At 58.0% G+C, this 3,430-nt stretch carries 2 protein-coding genes; one reads left to right on the top strand and one right to left on the bottom strand.

Going from position 1 to position 3,430, the window contains the following annotated elements; translation table 11 throughout:
* Positions 1 to 737 precede the first annotated feature (737 nt).
* On the bottom strand, positions 738 to 1,496 hold the full coding sequence (locus WMO66_RS00710; protein WP_349134487.1) for a hypothetical protein: 759 nt from the start codon (positions 1,494 to 1,496) through the stop codon (positions 738 to 740).
* 254 nt (positions 1,497 to 1,750) lie between these two features.
* Between WMO66_RS00710 and WMO66_RS00705 the strand changes: the two genes are divergently transcribed.
* Entirely contained in the window at positions 1,751 to 2,995 is a 1,245-nt protein-coding gene (locus tag WMO66_RS00705; RefSeq protein WP_349134486.1) for a 6-phosphofructokinase, read from the top strand.
* The last annotated feature ends 435 nt before the right edge of the window (positions 2,996 to 3,430 follow it).

The raw sequence follows: 3,430 nt of genomic DNA, 5'->3' as shown, positions 1-3,430 counted from the left end.
CGAGGCCCCGAAGGGGCCGTGGCGCCCTGAGCGCGAAGCGCGAGGAAGTGCCCTTGGGGTGCAATCTCGGGAAGGCAGCTGCGATTTCGCCGATGGTTTTCCTATTATTCGGCATGTGCCGCGAGATTGCCACGTCGGCCTCCGGCCTCCTCGCAATGACAAATCTGGGGGCCTTGCGCCAGAAGCAATGCAGCGCATGCTGCAAGCCTCCATGGCGCTCTCCGAGCGCCCCTAAAAATACGGAAGCCGCCCCGTTGTTGAGGCGGCTCCCGACGATCTCGGGTGAGATAAACAAAGGGCAGAGCTCCGCATGGAAGTTCTGCCCTTTGCGTGCTGCGTTCCCACAACGTCCCGGATGCCCACTTCCGTTCGGCCGTGTCGCGCATGGCAGGAATAAATAAAGTGCATAACACTTTATGACAGACTCCACCACTTATTTCCTGCAAGCGTATTATATGATGGGCAGCCTGTCCTGTCAATGCGCAGATTGCATAGAAAACTCTGTGCAAACCAACCAGCTTTCTCCGCAATATTTAACAAAATCATGGACGTTTTCCACAAAATTAACCAATGCTACATGAAAAAGGAATGCAAAATACGCTCTAAATTGCAATAGCTCTGTAGCAAACTTGACGAAGACGGTACGTCAAATCGAATAAAAAATGCGCCGCCGAAGCAGCGCATTTTTTAGGGAAGCTCTGATCAGAAGCCCTGCAGGGCCTGACGGACCTTTTGGGTCAGCCGAACAGATCGCCGAGACCGGACAGAACGTCGTTGATGTCGTAGGAATAGCAGGCGTGCAGGAACCAGTCGCGCAGGCCGCTCACAGCATAGTAGCCGGCGATGCAGAACGCAACGCACAGCAGGATAGTTACGAGGTTCAGCTTTACCCCGTAGACCTGCAGCAGTGTGCCGACGGTGACGACGGCCCACACGGCAAACGACGCGACACCGAGCAGGGAGATGAGGCCGGGGTACACGAGCAGCAGTACGATGGAGCCGGCGGCCAGCGTGGCGGGGAACGTCATGCCGAGGCCGGAGGAGGCGAGCATTCCCTTAAAATCGGACGGGACCTTCGTCACCTTCGTCAGAACGAGCGTGGCCAGCAGCGTGAGACCGAAGCCGGCGACGGGCATGAGCAGACTCGCGCCGAGCCATGCAACGGCCGGAAAATGGGAGTCCAGGCGCAGCGCATAGACGAGCGTGGCAAAGAACACGGCGATGTACGTCACGGCGGCCATCAGGATGCCGCTGAGGAAGTCGTGCTTTTCCACGGCTTTGCGCGTCGTGCCGATGGGGTCCTTGCAGTAGCTCAGCCACAGCTGGGGAAGCCCCTTGATCGCAAGGCCGAAGGCGCTCGGCTCCTTTGGAGCCTGCGGCTGCTGCGGCTGTTGGTGCTGGGGCTGCTGATACTGCGGCTGCTGGGGCTGCTGCGTGCAGGGGCAGATGCCGCTCTCCGGCAGAGGGCGGCCGCAGCGTGTGCAAAATCCTGCCATAATGGATGATCCTCCTTCAATTCTGCGGTTCTCTGCCCGCAGTGATTCGCTTTTATTATACGCATAAGGCACGGGACTGTCAACCTGCCTTTGGGGGACTTCAGCACAAGCTGCAAAAATTGCATCAAAATTCGCGAAAATTGTCACACTGCCGTGATGAATTCCTTGCAAAGCCTAGCTTCGTATGGTATAATAGCAATCGGTGAAAAATCTTTCACACAGACTTCATCATATCTTGATTTGGAGGTTATCCCATGCCCACGAAGAAACCCCTGATCGGTGCAGCGATCGTCGGTCAGTCCGGCGGTCCCTCTTCCGTGATCAACGCCAGTGCCTACGGCGTGATCAAAACCGCCCTCGAGGATGAGAACATCACCAAGGTCTATGGTGCCGAGCACGGCATCGTCGGCGTTCTGGAAGATCGGCTCATGATTATGGACGAAGAGGATCCCGCAGAGCTTGAGCGCCTGCTCTACACGCCGTCCTCCGCCCTCGGCTCCTGCCGCTACAAGATCGCCGATCCGTCCGACAACGACAAGGACTATAAGCGCATCCTTGAGATCTTTGAAAAGTACAACGTCCGCTACTTCTTCTACATCGGCGGCAACGACTCCATGGACACCTGCGCCAAGATCAGCCGTTATATGGCCAAGGTCGGCTATGAGTGCCGCGTCATCGGCGTGCCGAAGACCATCGACAACGACCTCATCGGCACGGATCACTGCCCGGGCTTTGCCTCTGCCGCCAAGTATATCGCGACCTCTGTTATGGAAGTTGCCCGTGACTGCCGCGTTTACAACAAGGGCATGATCACGATCATCGAGTGCATGGGCCGCCATGCAGGCTGGCTGACCGCCGCCACCGTCCTGCCCGCCGCCAAGGGCGACGGCCCGGACCTCATCTATCTCCCCGAGGTCGATTTTGACATGGCCGACTTCCTCGATGACGTCATCCGCGTCTATGAGGGCCAGGGCCAGTGCCTTGTCGCTGTCTCCGAGGGCATTCACTACTCCGACGGCGCGTTCGTCTCCGAGGCCAAGACCTCCTCGACCGACGGCTTCGGCCATGCCCAGCTGGGCGGCCTGGCCCATCGTCTGGCCGGCATCGTCTCCGCTGCCACCGGCGCGAAAGTCCGCGGCATCGAGCTGTCCCTGCTGCAGCGCTGCGCCGCCCACTGCGCCTCCGCGACGGATATCGAGGAAGCCTTCCAGTGCGGCAAGGTCGCCGTCGAGTCTGCGCTCCGCGGCGAGACCGGCAAGATGGTCGGCATGGTCTGCAAGCGCGACGGCGGCTACAGCGTCTCCTATGAGCTGTTCGACCTGCGCCGTGTTGCCAACGCCGAGAAGAAGATCCCGCTCGAGTGGATCACCAGCGACAACGCCTATGTTACCGACGCCTTCATCGATTACTGCACGCCGCTGCTCGAGGGCCAGACGGCTCTGGGCTATGAGGACGGCCTGCCCCGCTTCGCCCGCCTGAAGAAGGTCTTCGCGAAGTAAATAATTGATTGTGATTGATTGTGATTGAAAAACTACCGGAAGCCTGTGCTTCCGGTAGTTTCAGACTGTTAAAGAAACCTGCCTAGCCGAAAGTTTCGGAGGGAAGGAAAGTGTGAAAGGAAACCGTCAGGGTTTCCTTTCGCGTTCCATAACCCGCCGCAGCGGCAGAATTGCAAAATCATACTACAGAAATTGATTTTGCAATTCTGAAAGCAGCTTGGCGAAAAAGCCCAAAGGGACTTTTTTGACAAGCTGAAATTACCGGAAGCCTGTGCTTCCGGTATTTTTTTGCGCAGAAAACGCGAAATGGCCCCGATGGGAAATGCAGCGGCGTTCCCTGAGCACCTCGCGGAGGGCAATTCAACCGCGCAAGTGCACTGGTGCACCGCGCGCTCTCCTGACGTGTCATTGCGAGGAGCGAAGCGACGTGGCAAT

The organism is Faecousia intestinalis (genome assembly GCF_040096185.1).
Classification (GTDB): Bacteria; Bacillota; Clostridia; order Oscillospirales; family Oscillospiraceae; genus JAZOXB01.
The sequence above is the reverse complement of the archived record's forward strand: the minus strand, read 5'-3'. Positions and strand labels throughout refer to the sequence as shown.

What these genes read in the sequence shown, in the direction of transcription:
- WMO66_RS00710 (WP_349134487.1), bottom strand. Translation starts at nt 1,496, where the DNA reads ATGGCAGGATTTTGCACACGCTGCGGCCGCCCTCTGCCGGAGAGCGGC.
- WMO66_RS00705 (WP_349134486.1), top strand. Translation starts at nt 1,751, where the DNA reads ATGCCCACGAAGAAACCCCTGATCGGTGCAGCGATCGTCGGTCAGTCC.